Here is a 17,205-nt window from a genome sequence, read left to right on the forward strand (position 1 = left end):
TACCTGCCGCGGCTGCCATAACTATAAAGATTGAGGAATGAGTTGATGAATGAAATTGTAAACAGCATAAATAATGTGATCTGGAGCCCGGCTCTGATTTATTTATGCTTAGGCGCCGGCCTTTTTTATTCGCTGATGACCCGCTTTGCCCAGGTTCGCCATTTTAAAGAAATGTGCAAACTGATGCTGAACAATAACGAGTCCGACAAAGGCATTTCATCCTTTCAGGCCCTCGCGGTGTCGTTATCCGGCCGGGTTGGTGTGGGTAATATTGCCGGTGTTGCTGCAGCCATTGGCTTTGGTGGCCCAGGCGCCATTTTCTGGATGTGGGTGGTGGCCTTTTTAGGCGCCAGTACCGCTTATGCTGAATCAACTTTAGGTCAGATTTACAAAGTAGAAGAAGATGGTCAGTACCGTGGTGGCCCGGCCTATTATTTTGAACGTTGTCTGGGCTGGCGTCCGCTCGGCATTATTTTTGCCATTTCTGCCATTATTGGTTGTGGTATTTTCCTGCCTGGGGTGCAAGCCAATGCCGTTGGTAATGCAGTAACCCAGATTTTTGGTGATGGCAACATGGTCGTTACCAGCTTTGGTGAAGTGGGCACTTATAAACTGATTTCGCTGGCCGTGATCCTGATCATCCTGGCCTTTATTATTTTTGGTGGCATTAAACGTATTGCTCAGTTTACCCAGGTGATTGTGCCTTTTATGGCGCTGGGTTATATCGTGATGGCGCTGATTGTGGTGTTTTTAAACCTGGACAAACTGCCAGGTATTTTTATGTTGATCATCAACGACGCTTTTACCGCCCAGGCAGGTTTTGGTGCAGCTATCGGCTGGGGGGTCAAACGGGGCATTTATTCCAATGAAGCAGGTCAGGGAACCGGCCCTCATGCGGCGTCAGCAGCTGAAGTAGAGCATCCGGCGCAGCAGGGGTTAGTGCAGGCTTTTTCGGTTTATGTCGACACCTTATTGGTTTGTACAGCCACAGCGCTGATGATATTAATTACCCAACAATACAACGTTGTGGGTACTTTAACCGACGGCAGCTTTATTGTGCAGAACGTAGCCGCCAACACTGAAATTGGCTCAGCTGCTTTTACCCAGCTGGCGCTGCTGCAGGTTTTTGGTGACTTTGGGCAGATATTCGTTGGCTTGGCACTGTTTTTCTTCGCTTTTACCACTATTCTGGCTTATTACTACATCACTGAAACCAACGTGGCTTATTTAAACCGGGTGTTTAATAACAAGTTACCTGTGGTGTTTTTTAAATTGCTGCTGATGTTTATGGTGGCATACGGCACAGTTAACAGTGCAGGTTACATCTGGACTATCGGTGATATTGGTGTAGGTCTGATGGCCTGGGTGAACGTGTTAGGTATTTTGCTGATTTTCTTTTTGCACAAACCAACCATCACTTGCCTGCGCGATTACGAGCGGCAGAAAAAAGCCGGCGGTCCTATCAGCTTCGATCCGGTGAAGCTGGGTATTAAAAACGCAACTTTCTGGGAAAAACGCCTGGAAAAACAGCGGCAACAACAAGCTGAATAATTAAAAAGTGAAGCCCGGTTCTGATACCGGGCTTTTTATTAAAGCGACAGTGAAGATCCATAACCACAGTGGAGATGTGAAGGTGCTATTTTCCAGTCCCCGTTTGTTGTTTCATTTACTGACACAAGCCGATGCGGCGCTGATGCTCAGATTGTTAAACGAACCTACTTTTATTGCCAATATTGCCGATAGGGGTGTGCGTACTCTGGAGCAGGCAGAAAAATATCTGAATGAAGGTCCGCTTGCCATGTATCGCCAGCATGGTTTTGGTATGTACCGGGTCACAAGGAAGGAAGACGGGCTGGATATTGGTCTTTGTGGTTTGGTGTACCGCGATTATCTGGGCAAACCCGATATTGGTTATGCGTTTTTTCCGGAGTTTGCCGGCCAGGGTTATGCATCTGAAGCGGCGGCCGCTGTATTTTCTTATGGCAAAAATGTATTGCAACTACCTGAAATAGTTGGGATTGTCGCCCCACATAATATTGCGTCACAAAAGGTGCTGCAAAAGCTCGGGCTGCAGAAACAAGGCCAGCTGCAAGTGCCGGGTGAAGATAAAAAAGTAGATTATTACGCGCTGCCAAAAGTTTAACGCTGTGACTGGTTTTTGGCGGCACTACGTTCGCGTACAAAGTCCTGATAACTGCGTTTGGCAACATCTGTTAAGCAGTTGCTGGCTAAAGGCTCAGGCAACTGGCTGCATTGAGCCCTTTGTTCCATTTGTAATTTATTAAACCAATATTCTTCACTGCCTCTGGGTGGCGAGCCGCTGCAGGCACTCAGGGCAAGTACGGTGATGAACCCAAGTGTCAGCCGAAGCACAGATAGGGTGGGTTGAACTTTGCGGTGTTGCAAAAGAAACTCCTGCCAGAGGGCGGTATCCTCTTACTATGCCATAGTTTGCCGCAGTTGCTGTGGCTAAAAAGGCTGCCGGTTAAAAATATCAGGTAAATTTTCATCAAAACGCCATCTGACTGACACCTGTTATAGCTAGGGTGTTGTTTTCTCTTGTAAAAACACTGGCGGTTGTTTTGTTTGCCGAACTTAATCAACTGGAACTAATGTTGCAGCAAGCGCCAAAGCTGGTGCAGTCACAGCAGCTTGGCAAGGTGCAGCTTAAAACGCAGCAATTGCCGGTTTATGCCATTGAAATTGGCAAGCGTGCAAAAGACAAACCTGTGTTATTGCTAACCGGCGGTGTGCATGGGCTGGAGCGCATCGGCACTCAGGTATTGCTCGCTTATCTTGAGTCTTTATGCGCCCGCTTACAATGGGATCAACACTTTGCTGCACTCTTTGACAAAGTTCAGCTTTGTATGGTGCCGCTGCTAAACCCCGGCGGTATGGCACTTGGCTGGCGCTCTAATCCACAGCATATTGATTTAATGCGTAATGCGCCGACAGAAGCAGTGGAAAAAGCCGCTTTTTTATTGGGTGGTCACAGAGTCAGCCGGTTTTTACCCTGGTATAGGGGCGAACCCGGCGAGCTGGCACAGGAAAATCAGTGGCTAATTGCTTATGTGCGGAAGTTTTTCCAGGCACCTTTTATGCTGGCGCTGGATTGCCATTCCGGTTTTGGCCGCACCGACAGGTTATGGTTTCCCTATGCCAAAACGGCAAAACAGCCTATTGCTCATCTGGCGCAGATGTACCGGCTACAGCAGCTGTTGTTTCAGAGTTTCCCGCAGCAAAATTATATTTTTGAGCCACAAAGCCGGCATTATTTGTGTCATGGCGATTTATGGGATCATCTGTATGACGAGTCACAGCAATATCACCAGATTTTTTTGCCATTAACACTGGAAATGGGATCGTGGAACTGGGTGCGGAAGAACCCCTTTCAGCTGCTCAAAAGCCATGGTTTGTTTCATCCGGTCAAACCACACAGAGTAAAAAGAGTGCTGCGTTCCCATCTGATTTTACTCGACTTTTTATTGCATGCCACAGCGGCAGCGCCGGATTGGCTTGGCACTGTTGGCAGCGCGCAACAACAGGCTGCGGAGGCATTATGGTACAGCAAAGCATAAATAACGCTGATACAGGCAGCCAAATCACGGACAAAGAGGTTCAGACTCAAGCCGAAGTGAAAACAAAGGCCCAAGCTGAGCTGGTAAGGGCACAATTTGGCTCGGCACCGGTGATTTTATTGCGTGGCCTGGCGCGCGAGCAGCAACACTGGGGGCAATTTCCCCAGCTATTACAACAGCACGTCAGTCAGCCGGTGTATTGTGTGGATTTGCCCGGCATGGGGCAGCATTATATGCAGCGCTCGCCTGCCAGCTTGTGCGGTATTCTGACTCTGGTGCGCCGTCAGCTGCGTCAGATTGAGGGCCCTTATCATCTGCTGGCCATGTCGCTGGGCGCTATGCTGGCGATGCGTTTTGCCGAACTTTATCCGGCTGAGGTGTTGTCTTTGCTACTAATTAACAGCAGTGCCGGCGATCTAACGCCCTTTTATCAAAGACTGAAATGGCAAAGTTATCCTGCTGTGCTGGCGGCCTTGTGTGGTTCAATAGCCCACAGAGAACAGCTGATTTTACAGCTTACCAGCAATAAAGCGCAGGTGAGGGAGGCTTGTTATCCGCATTTTGTTGCATTGGCGCGGCAAAGGCCGGTGAGTCGCAGCAATGCACTGCGCCAACTATGGGCGGCCAGTCACTTTGTGTTGCCGGATAAACCAGGCTGCAAAGTGCTGCTTTTGGGGAGCCGCAACGACAGATTAGTGGATATCAGTGCCAGTCAGCAGATTGCACAGCGCTGGCAGGTGCCTTTGTTGCTACATCAAAGCGCCGGCCATGATCTGGCGCTGGACGACCCGGACTGGTTATTAGCTCAGGCGGTGCGTTTTTATGCAGCACCAGAGTGATTAATTATCCGTTTCGATAAAATTCAGATGAGGTTTACCGGCCATATAATGTTTGCGAAAAGTGGCAAAATAGCTTGCAAGCGCAGTGGCCGCTTTGTTGTCATTGTCGATTTTTAACACTTCAATCATCACTTCAGCGGTACAGAGCTGATGTAAGTGCGCTGCTTCGCGCAATTGGTAGTTAGATGCCTGCTCCGGCTGAATACCCAGCACCGGAAACTTATCGAGGTATGGGCTTTTGCTAAACATTTTTTTCGCTTCACGCCAGGTACCATCCAGCAAAATAAACAAGGTTTTTTTACCAGGCTCTGGTGTTGGTTTTTTAATGCAACGTTCAGGCGCCGCATATTGGGTGGGGAAAATTACCACCGGCTGATAACGCTCGTCCTGTAATAATGCCAATAAGGCCGGATCCGGTTCTGTTCTGTCCCAGACAAACGCATGATTATCCAGTGCCACATCGGCGATTAAACGGCCGGTATTAGTCGGTTTAAAACACTCGCCTGTGTACATCAAAAATAAAAAAGCACTGTTGGCACAAGGCTCTGGTTTGGCAAAACAGATACAATCGGCTTTGGGTAATAAACAATGATCACAGCGGATCACCCGGCTGCCTCTGGCGTTAAAAGGTTTGGTGGTGCGTTGCAGTTCCTGCAGACGCAGTGCCAGCACTGAATTAATATGGGTCACCAACAGCTCCGGGTAAAACAAGACCAAATTTTGCGGCGGCCATTGTAGCCGAAAAAAGGCTTGGGCAGTGATTTGGATAAGCTGCCTTGTCTGCGTGAGCGCAGCAACTGATGAGAAGGACAACAACATAGTGTTTAGTCGCACTGCAGCAACAAAAAGTTTATTCCGGCCGGGTTATCAGCGCCTGAAGCTGCTGTTATGGCTGTTATGTGCTGGTTTATCGATGGGCTTTGCTCAGGCCAGTGAAGAGCCCTGGCGTTTATATAAAAAATCCGAACAAGTTAGTTTGCAACAGCGGCATATCAGTCAGCGTGGCAAAAAACTGCTGCAGGTGCAGGTGCAGCTCGATTATCAGGGGTCAATGTCGGCTTTTTTGCAGGTTCTGGCCGATACCAACAACGCAGCTTTGTGGTTACACAATGTGGCGCAGGTAACAGTGCTTGCCAAACCCTCGCTGTATGAAGATTTGGTTTATACCCGTTTTAACGCACCCTGGCCGTTAACAGAGCGGGAGTTAGTCAGCTGCTCCGAGTGGCGGCAACAAGCGGATTTAACTTTTCATATGCAGGTGTGGGACTGCGCCGAGTTACATCCGGATAATCCGGGTAAACTGCGGCTGCGGGGCTTTTCCGCACACTGGCAGTTAAAACCTTTGCCAGATAACAGAGTCAGGCTGACTTATATTGGCATTGCTGATGCTGGTGGCAAGGTGCCACGTTTTTTAAGCGATCCGGTGGCGTTATCATCCAGCTGGAAAAGTTTTTTGGCGTTGCAGCAGCAACTGCAATTGGCAAAATATCAGCAACCTCATCCGGGAATTTGTGAAACGCTGCAGTCGGTAACTGAGGCCTGTCAGAGGTTAAAGGCTGCAGAAGAAAAACGCTGAGCGTCGTTTTTACGCCGCTGAAGGCTCTTTATTCTGCTGAAGGCTCTTTATTCCGCTGAGGCTTCATTGGCATAACGCCGGCTAAAACGCTGGCTGATTGGGTAGGGGAAAATATCCTCTACAAATCCCGCCTTGATTTTCTGTTGTTTATCACACCAGAAATCGGCGTCCAAAAGCTGCGGATGGGCCTGAAACAACAGTTCACGAAGTCTCGGCTGCGGCGTCACAAAAGTCGCAATTTGCTCCGGAAACACATCACCCGGGCTTACGCTATACCAGGGTTCTGAACTTAGCATGTCATCGTAGTTATCGGTTTTAGGAATTTTACGAAAATTCACATCCAGCAAATATTGCACTTCATCGTAATCATAAAACACCACGCGGCCGTGGCGGGTGACGCCAAAATTTTTTAACAGCATGTCCCCCGGGAAAATATTGGCGGCAATCATGTCTTTCAGTGCCTGACCATAATCGGCCATCAGCCTGGCTTTTTCTGCATCACTGGCAGTTTCCAGCGCAATATTGAGTGGGATCATCCGCCTTTCAATATACAAATGTGAGATCACCAGATTGTCGTCTTCAAAACTTAATGAGCCAGGAATAGCTTCCATCAGTTCGGCTAAGAGTTCAGGCGAAAAGCGGTTTTTTGGCAGCGCCACGTAGGAGTATTCCATGCTGTCGGCCATCCGGCCCACTCTGTCGTGTTTTTTTACCAGTAAATAACGGGCTTTGACGGTGTCGCGGCCAAAGTTTTTGGTGTCGGAAAATTTATCGCGAATGACTTTAAATACATAAGGAAAAGATGGCAGCGTAAACACCATCATCACCATGCCACGAATGCCGGGCGCCGCGACAAAACTGTCGCTGGATTTGGTTAAATGCTGCAGCAGCTCGCGGTAAAACTCGGTTTTGCCCTGTTTATGCAAGCCCACCGATGAATAAAGTTCGGCCAGGGTTTTATGCGGCAGCAGCTCTTTTAAAAAGTGCACCAGGGCTGATGGCACCGGCAAGTCCACCATAAAATAAGCCCTTGAAAAGCCAAAGATAATACTCATTTGCTGCGCATCGGTAATCAGGGTGTCCAAATACAGCTGGCGTGGCTGGGTTTTACTTTGCAAAATCGGAATAATAAAAGGTTGCTGGCCGTCGGGGCTCACTACACGGCCAACAATGTAAGCGGCTTTATTACGGTAAAACACCGATTTGAGCATATCAAAGCGGATCTGATGCACCGGATGGCGGCCATGGCCGGATTCGGCACGAAAAGTCTGGATCACATAGCGGATATCGCGCTCTACATCGGCAAACGGCAGTGAAAATGCGTAACTTGCCACAATTTTTCGGATACAGTTGCGCAGGCCATCCTGCACCGGAAAATAACTGTCATAGACCGAAGCCACAGGGGCCGGCAGTTTTTGTTTGCTTAAGGTCGACTCAACAAAAATATTCTGATTATGAAAATATTTGCGGGCAAACAAGCGGCAAAACACAGAGTTATAAAAAGTTTCGGCAAGCTCGGCCTGAGGGTGAAAAGTTAAAAAATCCAGATAATGTTGTTTCACCTGCTGCCATAAAGATTCATCCAGACAATGTTGTGGCAGTTCCAGCACCAGCCGGTCTATCGCTTCCTGCACCCTTAAATCATAAAAGCTGATGCGGTTGGCGTTGTCCTGCTGTAACCCGGGCCAGTCGGCATGGGCAAAACGTTGTTTGGCCTGCTGGGTCATTTGCGAAAACAAACTAAAGTGGCGGCGAAAGCCTTTTAAAATCACTTCGGCAATATGGCGGGGCTGACTCATAAGGCTCCCTGGCCCGCCCACAGGCGATGGCACTAAATTGAGCTGATACTCTAATCTCTATTGATACCCAAAGGCGGGCGAAAAAGCAAACCTGTCAGCAGCTTGCGCCTTTACTTTTAACTGTGCTCTGATAGCGTTTTTTAAAATTCCAGCAAGGAGTGCCTGATGCAACAGGCGGACTTTTGCCCCATTGTGGATTTAAACCAGGCTTTGGCCGACTTACTGACGCAGGCGCGCCAGATGCCCATCAGCGGCAAGGTGGCCGATTATATTCCGGCTTTGTCTCAGGTTGCGCCTAACCGGCTTGGTATAGCCGTGGCCACTTTAGATGGTAAAGTGGCATCAGCCGGTGATGCGGCTGTGCCTTTTTCCATTCAGAGCCTGTCAAAAACCTATGCGCTGACCATGGCAATGCAGCTGCAGGGCGATGAGCTGTGGCATAGAGTGCGGATGGAGCCTTCAGGCCAGCCTTTTAATTCGATAGTGCAGCTGGAGTGGGAGCAGGGCATACCCCGTAATCCGGTGATAAACGCGGGCGCTCTGGTCATTGCCGATGTGCTGGCCAGCCATTATTCGGCCAGTATCAACAGCTTTTTAATGTTTATCAGGCGCCTGACCGACTGCCAGTCTATTTATATCGACCCTAAAGTGTATGCTTCAGAGCAGCAGCACGGCAGCCGTAATGCGGCCCTGGCTTATCTGATGAAAAGTTTTGGCAATATTCAGAGTGAAGTGCCGCTGGTGCTGGAGCAATATTTTCATCAATGTTCGGTGGCAATGAGCTGTGAGCAGCTGGCGCGCAGTTTTTTGTATCTGGCTAACAGAGGGCAGGATCCGGTGAGCGGTGAGCAGATTTGCAGTCGCAAGGACGCCCATAGAGTGAATGCTATTCTGACCACCAGCGGTATGTATGATCAGTCCGGCGAGTTTGCTTTTACCGTGGGGTTACCGGCCAAAAGTGGCGTGGGCGGCGGTATAGTGGCGGTAGTGCCCAATTATGGGGTAATAGCCGCCTGGAGCCCGCCACTAAACAGCTTTGGTAATTCGCAGCTGGCGATGCATTTGATCCGCGCTTTGGCCGAGCAACTGGGTTTATCTGTGTATTAAAGCTGTGTGGCCGTTGCACAGGGGTTATAGTTGAAGTGAACCCGCAAGCTTGCAACTATCAGCAAAGGAAGATGTATGTTAGTCACATTTCATAGCAAAGATTATTACCCCATTACCATGTTTGGTGATATTGCACTGCAACTAATAGAAAAAATGGGCGTCACCCCCAAAGTGCCGGGCGCCATTTTTGCCGAAGACGTGCCCCAGGCTTTATGGCAGCTGCAACAGGCACTGGAAGATGGGGCAGAGCCAGAGCTGCCCAACTCCAACACCAATGCCGATGAGCAGGACGCGCCGGTTAGTTTACGTAAAAGAGCACTGCCGCTTCTGGAAATGCTCAAAGGCGCCGCTAAGGCTGGCCATAATCTGAGCTGGGACTAACAGGCTGTCCTAAGCCGCTTCAGTAACAGATTTGATAGTCGCTGTTGCTGTGCTTTTTTATCGCTGCCAGCGCAGCACATGTTTCAGTTGTTGCCGTTTGTGGATGCAATTGTTGCCGTGCTGCTCAGCAACACCAGTAGCTGCGCTGTTAATTGTTGCTGTACGTGGCTTCTGTTTACCCCTGCTTTATCAAAGCAGATAGGCACACCCAAAGCCCGGTGTGGCAGGGTGCAACTATCCAGATACACAAAATGTCCTTCGCCTTGATTAAAGGTCACTTGTTGTGCCTGTGGAATCTGGCTGGCATAAAAACCGGCGTGCTGTGCAAAAGGTAAAAAGTCGTTTTGCACTGAACCTGCCACCAGGGTCGGTAGTTTGATTTGCTGCAGGCTTTTTGCATCGACCAGATGACCCAGTGCCGGGTCAAGTAACATCAGTTTTTTGACTCTGGCATCATACCAGTCTTGGTCTGATGGCAAAGTGGGCAAGTCTGTGGCGGCTTTATGCACTGTTGGCTGCCCCGCTGCGGCTTTGGGTAAATAAGCACAGCTGCGATCGGCTTTGGCGGCGTCGGTTTTGCAGTAACTGGTCACTTTGGCAAAATCAAAACCGGCACCGGCCAGCGCAGCCACGCTGGCACCGCCTGATGAATGGCCAACGGCCACAGTGCTGCGCCAGTTGATCGACTGATTAAACAACTTTTGGCCTTCATATTGATTGGCTTCTAACTGATCCAGCACAAAACCTAAATCGAGTGGCCGCTGCCAGAACTCCAGTACAGCGGCAGCTTTGATATGCCCGGCACCATAAACCCAGGATTCACCATAATGATTGACGCCAACAGTCACCCAACCACGGCCGGCCATACTTTTGCCAAGCCATTGATAATTAAGCGCCGCTCCCATGGCGCCATGTGACAACAACAAGGCCTGACTGCGCACTGTGTTATCGGCCAGACAGATCTGCGCCTTGCAGGCTTTACCTTCGGGGTACCAGAGGGTAATTTTTACCGGTCTTTGCCTGGTTGCATCGAATAAATCCAGCTGCTGCATTTTCACGTTAAATCCGGCCTGCACAAGCTTGGGCTCAGCTTTGCTCTTTTCTTGCTGCGCTCTGTTATCGCTGTTGCTGATAGCGCTGCAGCCCAGAAGCAGACTGACAGTAAATAAAGGCAGCAATAATTTTCGGCCAATAAACAGGCCGCTCAAAGCCCGGATAGGGGAGGAAACTCTGTGATGATGTTGTTGCATGCATTTGTCCTTTTGCGCTGCCTGAGGAATCTATTCAGCCTTATTGCTGATATAGGCAGTCTGAGGCAAAAGGTTGGTGTTGTGTTGTGCCGGAAGTCACGATCTGGCCTTAACCTGAGCAAAAGCCTGGTTAGCGATGTAAAAGCGCTTGATACAGCGCTTTTTGCTGAGACTCTCTGTGATTGTGCAGTTATTGCAGTTTTAGCCGCTCTACCGCGCCATCTTTTTGCATTGTGATATATAAAAATTTGAAATCACTGGAAAAAGTGACGTTTGTTGGAAACTTGCCATGCAGCTGGTATTCGCGCAGCAGTTTGCCTTGTGGGCTTATTTTGGCAATAGTGCCTTTGCCATAACGGGCGATATATAAATTGCCGTTGTTATCACAGCGCATACCGTCCAGGCCGTGATCGGGAAATTCAATCAGCAGGGTTTTATTGCTGATATTGAGCTTTTTATCCAGCTGATAACGCCACACTTTGCGCTGGCGGCTTTCGTTGACATACAAAAAACGCTGATTTGGGCTTACTTCAATGCCATTGGTGGTGCCCATGTTTTTTTCCAGCAAGCTGCTGCTGCCGGCTTTGTTAATACGCCAGATTTGACCGCTGTTGTTTTTCCAATCCGGGTCGCTTGCGAATAACACGCCCTGTTGGCTGATCGCCAGATCATTGGGCTGAAACATCAAAGGTTGATGCAGGTACAAACTTAAACTGCTGCCGTGATAACGCCAGATGTTATGGCCGGTATAGTCAGCAATATACATCCGTCCCTGCTGGTCAAACCGGATACCATTGCCAACACTGGCTTTGGGCAGCTGTAAAAAATGTGAGGCTTCACCCTTTGCCGTTATTTTACCGATGCTGCCTTTGGCTGCTGCACTGTTACCACCAAAATTCACCGCATATAGATTGCCTTCTGCATCCACTGCCGGGCCTTCTATTTCCGGATGAAATACGCCGGCAGCCACAAAAATTTCGCTGTCGGGTGATGGTTGTGTTGGCGTTGGCGTGTCTGCCCAAAGCGGGGCAGTGGGCAGCAGAGATAAAAGCAGGGCGCTGATGGCATGTTTGCAGCAACGGATTTTTAATAACAAGGTGCTTTTCCCCATATTTTTAATCTTAAAGCGCTGCATCCATGCAGCACATTACCAGGCCGGTACTAAGCCGGTACTAGGCCGGTACTAGGCCGGTACTAAGCCAGTTCTCGGCCAGTTCTCGGCCAGTTCTAAACCGGAGCTATACCCTGGGCAACACGGAATAGCTGAGCTTTATCATAACGCGCTTTGATCTGCTGTAATCTGCCATAGTGATCGCCGTAATAAGCCTGTTGCCAGTTTTTCAGCAGCGCATCGGTGTAATTGAGATAAGCACCGCCACTGCTCCAGGTTTTCATTAAATGGCGCATCCGGTTTACCCAGGCTGCCCCTTCTTTTAATAAAGATTCCGGGCTGCCCACAGGGCCGCTCATTAAATATTGCGCACTTAACAGCGCATGACGGTGGGCAAAAGCGGTGTCGTCGTGTTTGAGATTTGTAATAGCGCCACCCATAGCGGTTAACATCACGCCGCCTCTGTGGCCGCTTTGGTGGCGTTTGTTAATTTCGCGCAGCAGGGTATTGAGTGCAGCGCTATGCAGGTAACGGTCAAAAATATCGGAGCTGCCGGCCATGGCCACCCGTTTGAGCACACCCTCTTCATGTTGATTAGGCAATTTGCATTGAGGCATTTCAAGGCCGGCACAGTCGCTTAACATAAAATCCAGGTACTGATGGTCCTGCATATCAACATCAGACCAAATGCCAATCAGCCGCTGCTCCAGCAATTGCCAGTGGCGGGTTAATAGCAAAGGCTCGCCGATAGCACAGGCGCGGATTTGAATTTCAGGTTCATTTTGCTGGCCATTAAACCAGATGGTGGCTTGTGACCAGACCTCATCAGGCAGCTCTGACAGCCATTGCTGCCAGTTTTGCAGCACCTGCAGACCGTGTTTCAGCGGATAACGGCCAATATAATTGCGGATGGGGGCAGTTGGAAAAGTCTGAAACGTTAACCTGGTGACAATACCAAACTGACCACCGCCGCCACCGCGCAGCGCCCAGAATAAGTCGGGATGCTCAGTGGCGCTGCAATGGCGCAGCTGACCATCAGCTGTCACTATGTCGGCACTTTGCAGTGCATCACAGGTTAAACCATAACGCCGGTCGGCAATGCCCAGGCCGCCGCCCTGCACTAAACCGGCAATGCCCACGCTGGCACAGCTGCCGGCTGGTATTGAACGTGCTTTGGCACCAAGCTGTGCATACACATCCCCCAGCTTGGCGCCGCTGCCAATAGTGGCAATGTTATCTTCCAGTGTGACTTGCTGCATCAGGCCCAAATCAATCAGCACGCCATTGGTGCTGGACAGGCCGGTATAACTATGACCGCCGCTACGCACGGCAAAAGGTAAGGCAAAATCACGGACAAAATTCACCGCCAGTTGCACATCGGCGGCATTAACGCAGCGCATAATCACCGCCGGCACCAGTTGGTCATAACGGGCATTGGCCGCTTTTCGCAGCCGGTCAAAATGTTCGGCTTGCGGCAACAGTAATTCACCGGAAAAACGGCTTGCCAATGCCTGCCAGTCGTGAGGTTCAGGCGGTGCTTTCTGGCCTTGAGGTAGCTCGGGCATATTGCTGCAACCGCTGAGGCTGGCGATGCTGAGCAGGGTAAAACCTAAAAATGTTCGGCGTTGCAAAAGAAAACTCCGGCATTAAAACCGCTGCAACCTTAGCATAAAGTGCGTCTGGGATCACAGTGCAGCAGCCCATGCAGTTGTTAGTGCGCCTTGCTAAAACCGACGCGAAAACCACCCCAGTGTTTGCCGCGAACCAGAATAGGCACCGACAAATCATGCAAAATTTCGCCTGTGTCTCTTTTATAGGTTTGTAGCAACATGCTTTCTGTGTTGCTGCCACAGCGACTACCTGTTCTGTCATTAAAGATACGTTTGCTGCGGTTGTTGATTAAATCCTGTTGATAGTTGCCGGTCAGCGGCTGGCTGAATTTACGGTTGTGGGTTGGGAAATAACCCTGACTATCCACAGCGCCGGCGTACAACACCTGTGGATTTCGCGCCAGTATCGCTTCCTGAATGGCCGGGAAATGCAGGTCAGTAAAACTGTCGTAGGCGGTGTGGTATTTCTGCGGATTGGTATTGGCAATAGGCTGATAACTTTTGGCAAAAAGCGCCTGCTCCGTCAGCTCTCCGCGCGCAATCGCCTGTTCAAATAATTGGGCAATAGCAGTGGCGGCTTGCTGTGCTTCCTGTTGCAGCACACTGAAAAAATGCTGGTTGCTGACCAGACTGAGTTCACGGTAGATACTTTCGGTTTCAACCGACAGCTCAATGGCCTGAGTGGCGACAGAATCACTTTTTTGCTCCACTGCAGCCAGGCCCTGATGAATATTGTTGATAGCATCACCAATTTGCCGGCTGGCCTGCTCAAGCTGATGGCCGCTCTGATCCAGCTCACTCAGTGCGCCAGACGCCTGATTAATTTCGGTATTGATGCCACCCACGCCGCTCGCCACCGCCTGCAGCTGTTGTTGCACGTCGCTGCTAAGTGCCACCAGTTTGCTCATCAGATTGCCGGTTTGCGCACTTTGACTGCGGATAGTGCTGAGCATTTGCGCGATATCGCCGGTGGCACCGGCAGTTTTACCGGCCAAAGCCCTGACTTCATCAGCCACCACGGCAAAACCGCGGCCGGCGTCACCGGCGCGGGCTGCTTCGATGGCGGCATTAAGCGCCAGTAAGTTGGTTTGGTCGGCGACACTTCGGATCACTTCGGTAATATGCTGGATTTGATCGGCGCTTTGTTGCAGTTGTTTAAGCTCTGCTGCGGCGTGGTCTACCGCGCTGCCAAGCTCTCCCACCTGCCTGACGCCAGAGCCTAACAGGGCCGCAGTATCGCTGCTGGCAGTGGCAGTATGCTGCACACTTTGGCTGATGGTTTGCAGGTTGTGACTCAGTTGGGTGCTGGTTTGGGTCAGCTGGCTGGCCACTTCGCTGATTTGTTCGCTGTCATGGCTGATTTGGCGGATATCTTTGGTCAGGCCGTCCATATAAAACGATACTTCGGCTGCGCCTATCGCCATATTGGAGGTAGCGCCACTGATCACGGCTGCGCTTTTTTGCAGACCGCTTTGCGCGCCAGCTGCACTTTGAGCGGCATCTGGTTTTTGTGCAGCTGTGCTGAGTTGGCGGTAAAGCCGATAAAGCGCCAGCAGTTGCAGCAAGCTACAGCCAATCAGCACAGGGTAAAAATACTGACTTTGCGCAGTAAAAAACAATAACAAAAACGACAATGGGATCAGTAGCATCAGTAGCAATAGTGGCAGCATCGGCTGGTACGTCCCGGCAAACAGCTTATTATCCATCAGGCCTCCTGCAAGTTGTGCCGCCCAGTGTTTGGTATACGGCGCATTGTGTCAAACATTGATACAGCAAACTCGACTAAAGTGGTAGACCAGTTTGGCTGTTGATGCCAGGGCACGACTGATGCCAGAGCACGACTGATGCAAGAGCAGAAGGTGTGCCGGATAAAATAGTGATACGGGCTCTGGTTAAAACAAAGCCCCGGTGAAGCGGGGCGGTATTTCGCTGAAGCTGGTGAGAATAAGCTCAGTGACTAAAACGCTGAGGTTCGTTTGCGCCTGAGTTTGAGTCAGCCCGGCGCACAAAGCCCGCACTGAGCACATAGCCAGCCCGGATCAAATAGCCCGCCGGTAAAGATCAGGGCTTAAGCGCCGGAATTGTCCGTTTTGGCAATGTCTGCTCCAGTAGCGCCGCAAGTCCAAGCAGTTTTCTCTCACTCCAGGGCAGCCCCACCAGACTGAGCCCAAGCGGCAGCTCGCCATCCATGCCGGCCGGAATAGTGACAGCAGGATAACCAGACACAGCGGCGGCGGTAGAAGTGCCAAAACTAAACTGATCACCTTTGACATGATCTATAGGCCAGGCCGGGCCATAAGCGGGCATTAAAATAGCGTCAAATTTTGAGAGATAAGTATCCAGTTGTGCTTTTGCCAGTTGTTTGCTGTTTTTCAGCGCCTGCAGATAAGCGGCTTTGTCTTTTTCCAAATCAATAGCGGCGGCTTGTTGCAAATATTCCTGACCATAAAAGGCCAGCGCTGCTTTGCCTTTTTTCTGGTTAAAAGCAACAATTTTGTCGATGCTGCCAATAGCGGCCGGCACCTGATATTCTTTCAGCCAGTTGGTTAAATCACGTTTAAATTCATAGATTAACACTGTCAGTTCGTCTTTGCTCAGTTGCTCCGGTAATTGCCATTGCTCCAGCATCTCAACTTCAATACCTTGTTGCTGCAGCTGTTGCGCAACCTTGTCCTGCATTTGTTTAATGGCGGCAAATTGTCCGTCAAAAGCACGCACCAGCAGCACTTTGTTCACCCGCATTTCGTTAATAGCAGTGGTTAAATCGCCATAACGGGTTTTGGCTTTATCTGTTGCTAATACCTGCAGTAATAAAGCGGCATCCGCCACAGTGCGCGTCATGGGGCCGGCGATATCCTGTGAAGCAGCGATGGGAATAATACCGGCGCCGGACACAGCACCATGGGTGGGTTTAATGCCCACTATGCCGTTGACTGAAGCAGGGCAGGTGATAGAGCCATCTGTTTCTGTGCCCACTGCCAGTAAGGTCATATCAGCGGCTACGGCAACAGCCGAGCCAGAGCTGGAGCCGCAGGGGGACTTGCTCAGGTTATGCGGGTTTTTGGTTTGACCACCCAGTGCCGACCAGCCGCTGGCCGAGTTTTCGCCCCTGAAATTAGCCCATTCTGATAAATTGCTTTTGGCAATAATCACAGCGCCTGCGGCGTTAAGCTGGCTGACTAACTCAGCATCTTTTTTTGCCAGAAAACCTTTTAGTGCCAGTGCGCCAGCCGTGGTGGGCATGCCGTCTTTGGTGGCGATATTGGCTTTTAATACCACAGGCAAACCATGCAGCGGGCCACGGATTTTGCCGGCATTACGTTCTTTGTCCAGCCTTGTCGCGAGCTTAATGGCATCGCGGTTGATATCGGTAATGGCTCTTAAATCAGCGCCTTTTTGATTGTTTTTTTCAATTTGTTGCAGGTAATAAGTCACCAGTTCTACTGAACTGAGTTTTTGTTGTTCCATTAAAAACAGCGCTTGTTGTGCTGTGATGTTGTTCAGTTCAGTGGCTGTGGCCGGCAGGCTGCACAACAGGGCTAAAGTACTGAATGCAAAAGTCTGAAGACTTTGTTGAAAGCGGCGCATGAAATCGTCCTTGTCATTATTATTTGTTAGACCAGTGCAAACGATTTTGGCTTTTGCTGCAAGAGGCTTGCGGTTAAAAATGACTAAAATCCGACCAGCCTCATGTAAAGAACCACAGACCGCATCCGCCTTGACGGCATCAACAGGGGCTGGAATAGTCAAAACAAACCACATTCCGGCTGAGCTATGGGCTCTGTTACATCGTATAGATTGCTGTATTCAGAAGTATTTTGTGCCAATACATCGGCTGTGTTAGTGCAACACAACATAACAATTTTTAATAAGACCTTTGTCATAGCCGGTATCACAATTTTTATCACGGTTCGCAGGTATTTCTGTGACTAAGTGCAGGTTCAGCCAGAGACT

The 17,205-nt window shown here is 50.0% G+C and carries 15 protein-coding genes; 7 read left to right on the plus strand and 8 right to left on the minus strand.

Features of this window, described 5'->3' with window-relative positions:
- The first annotated feature begins 42 nt into the window (after positions 1–42).
- Both N3Z11_RS11915 and N3Z11_RS11920 read left to right on the plus strand, forming a co-directional pair.
- Complete coding sequence (locus N3Z11_RS11915; protein ID WP_409566867.1) at positions 43–1,551, plus strand: alanine/glycine:cation symporter family protein; 1,509 nt, start codon at positions 43–45, stop codon at positions 1,549–1,551.
- Positions 1,552–1,633: 82 nt separating this feature from the next.
- On the plus strand, positions 1,634–2,143 hold the full coding sequence (locus N3Z11_RS11920) for a GNAT family N-acetyltransferase (protein ID WP_260657401.1): 510 nt from the start codon (positions 1,634–1,636) through the stop codon (positions 2,141–2,143).
- Here N3Z11_RS11920 and N3Z11_RS11925 read toward each other — a convergent pair.
- Complete coding sequence (locus tag N3Z11_RS11925; RefSeq protein WP_260657402.1) at positions 2,140–2,406, minus strand: hypothetical protein; 267 nt, start codon at positions 2,404–2,406, stop codon at positions 2,140–2,142. The genes N3Z11_RS11920 and N3Z11_RS11925 overlap by 4 nt on opposite strands.
- Positions 2,407–2,582: 176 nt before the next feature.
- Here N3Z11_RS11925 and N3Z11_RS11930 point away from each other — a divergent pair, with 176 nt between their 5' ends.
- Both N3Z11_RS11930 and N3Z11_RS11935 read left to right on the plus strand, forming a co-directional pair.
- The gene (locus tag N3Z11_RS11930; protein WP_260657403.1) at positions 2,583–3,578 is read left to right on the plus strand and encodes a M14 family zinc carboxypeptidase; all 996 of its coding nucleotides are present in this window, start codon (positions 2,583–2,585) and stop codon (positions 3,576–3,578) included.
- Positions 3,560–4,417, plus strand: a complete 858-nt coding sequence (locus N3Z11_RS11935; protein ID WP_260657404.1) for an alpha/beta fold hydrolase — start codon at positions 3,560–3,562, stop codon at positions 4,415–4,417. Before N3Z11_RS11930 ends, N3Z11_RS11935 begins: the two co-directional genes overlap by 19 nt.
- Here the strand turns inward: N3Z11_RS11935 and N3Z11_RS11940 are convergent, their stop codons facing one another.
- A complete protein-coding gene (locus N3Z11_RS11940; protein ID WP_260657405.1) occupies positions 4,418–5,107 on the minus strand; it encodes a tRNA-uridine aminocarboxypropyltransferase in 690 nt (229 codons plus the stop codon).
- A 94-nt stretch (positions 5,108–5,201) separates the two neighbouring features.
- Between N3Z11_RS11940 and N3Z11_RS11945 the strand changes: the two genes are divergently transcribed.
- Positions 5,202–5,993, plus strand: a complete 792-nt coding sequence (locus N3Z11_RS11945; protein WP_260657406.1) for an START domain-containing protein — start codon at positions 5,202–5,204, stop codon at positions 5,991–5,993.
- Positions 5,994–6,040: 47 nt separating this feature from the next.
- Here the strand turns inward: N3Z11_RS11945 and aceK are convergent, their stop codons facing one another.
- Positions 6,041–7,792: a bifunctional isocitrate dehydrogenase kinase/phosphatase gene (gene aceK / locus N3Z11_RS11950; RefSeq protein ID WP_260657407.1), complete on the minus strand. Its 1,752-nt coding sequence runs from the start codon at positions 7,790–7,792 to the stop codon at positions 6,041–6,043.
- Between the two features lie 165 nt (positions 7,793–7,957).
- Here aceK and N3Z11_RS11955 point away from each other — a divergent pair, with 165 nt between their 5' ends.
- The gene (locus tag N3Z11_RS11955; protein WP_260657408.1) at positions 7,958–8,899 is read left to right on the plus strand and encodes a glutaminase; all 942 of its coding nucleotides are present in this window, start codon (positions 7,958–7,960) and stop codon (positions 8,897–8,899) included.
- 75 nt (positions 8,900–8,974) lie between these two features.
- The gene (locus N3Z11_RS11960) at positions 8,975–9,280 is read left to right on the plus strand and encodes a DUF1840 domain-containing protein (protein ID WP_260657409.1); all 306 of its coding nucleotides are present in this window, start codon (positions 8,975–8,977) and stop codon (positions 9,278–9,280) included.
- Between the two features lie 83 nt (positions 9,281–9,363).
- On the opposite strand, the gene N3Z11_RS11965 is transcribed toward N3Z11_RS11960, so the two are convergent.
- From N3Z11_RS11965 to N3Z11_RS11985, 5 genes are all read right to left on the minus strand, one after another.
- Positions 9,364–10,530: an alpha/beta hydrolase family protein gene (locus N3Z11_RS11965; protein ID WP_260657410.1), complete on the minus strand. Its 1,167-nt coding sequence runs from the start codon at positions 10,528–10,530 to the stop codon at positions 9,364–9,366.
- 190 nt (positions 10,531–10,720) lie between these two features.
- Positions 10,721–11,665 (minus strand): SMP-30/gluconolactonase/LRE family protein, encoded by a 945-nt coding sequence (locus tag N3Z11_RS11970; protein WP_260657411.1) that lies wholly within the window; start codon positions 11,663–11,665, stop codon positions 10,721–10,723.
- Positions 11,666–11,757: 92 nt separating this feature from the next.
- On the minus strand, positions 11,758–13,272 hold the full coding sequence (locus N3Z11_RS11975) for an FAD-binding oxidoreductase (protein WP_260657412.1): 1,515 nt from the start codon (positions 13,270–13,272) through the stop codon (positions 11,758–11,760).
- Between the two features lie 80 nt (positions 13,273–13,352).
- Positions 13,353–14,957 (minus strand): methyl-accepting chemotaxis protein, encoded by a 1,605-nt coding sequence (locus N3Z11_RS11980; protein ID WP_260657413.1) that lies wholly within the window; start codon positions 14,955–14,957, stop codon positions 13,353–13,355.
- A gap of 355 nt (positions 14,958–15,312) precedes the next feature.
- The gene (locus N3Z11_RS11985) at positions 15,313–16,839 is read right to left on the minus strand and encodes an amidase family protein (RefSeq protein WP_260657414.1); all 1,527 of its coding nucleotides are present in this window, start codon (positions 16,837–16,839) and stop codon (positions 15,313–15,315) included.
- Between the last annotated feature and the right edge of the window lie 366 nt (positions 16,840–17,205).

The organism is Rheinheimera sp. 4Y26 (assembly GCF_025245835.1).
Classification (GTDB): Bacteria; Pseudomonadota; Gammaproteobacteria; order Enterobacterales; family Alteromonadaceae; genus Pararheinheimera.